This is a genomic window from Paralimibaculum aggregatum, from assembly GCF_030270585.1.
Lineage (GTDB): Bacteria > Pseudomonadota > Alphaproteobacteria > Rhodobacterales > Rhodobacteraceae > Thermohalobaculum > Thermohalobaculum aggregatum.
The window spans coordinates 1-532 of sequence record NZ_BSYI01000139.1; the positions used below are offsets into that span (position 1 = coordinate 1).

The following is a 532-nucleotide window of genomic DNA, read 5'->3' on the forward strand; positions in this document are numbered from 1 at the left end:
CTTTTCCGCCAGCTCACAAAAGTCGATTTGCTGATCTTGGACGACTGGGGTCCCGATCGGCTAACCGCGCCGCAGCGCCGGGACCTCATGGAGATCGTCGAGGACAGATACCAGTCCGGGTCAACCGTCATCACCAGCCAGCTCCCCGTGGATGCCTGGCACGCCGTTGTCGACGAGCCCGCCTTCGCCGACGCCATCCTCGATCGCCTGATCCACAATGCCCACCGGCTCCCGCCCGACGGCCCGTCGCTCCGAAAGACCCGCGATGCCGGCGTCGGAGAGGACGACGCATGATCTCGGAGCCGACCCGAAAACCGCCCGCCGCGCGCGGCACAGCGTCAGCGTGCTGGGGCGCACGCTGCGCCGCGCGCGGCTCCCTCAACGAAAACGCCCAAAACCTTGAACAGAGGGGGAGCGACTGACATCAGAAACTCGCGCTCAGCAGCGGCGCTCAGTGTTGTACGGGTTCACCGGAATCCACGTACGGATGTCGCTGGAACCGCTGTTCGGATCCGTCGGAATACGCAGCTGC

General features: G+C 65.6%; 1 protein-coding gene. It reads left to right on the top strand.

The genetic code is table 11. The features are described from left to right. Positions 1 to 294: ATP-binding protein (locus QSJ97_RS24665; protein ID WP_285675154.1), on the top strand; the 294-nt coding region annotated here is incomplete at its 5' end. Positions 295 to 532: the final 238 nt, after the last annotated feature.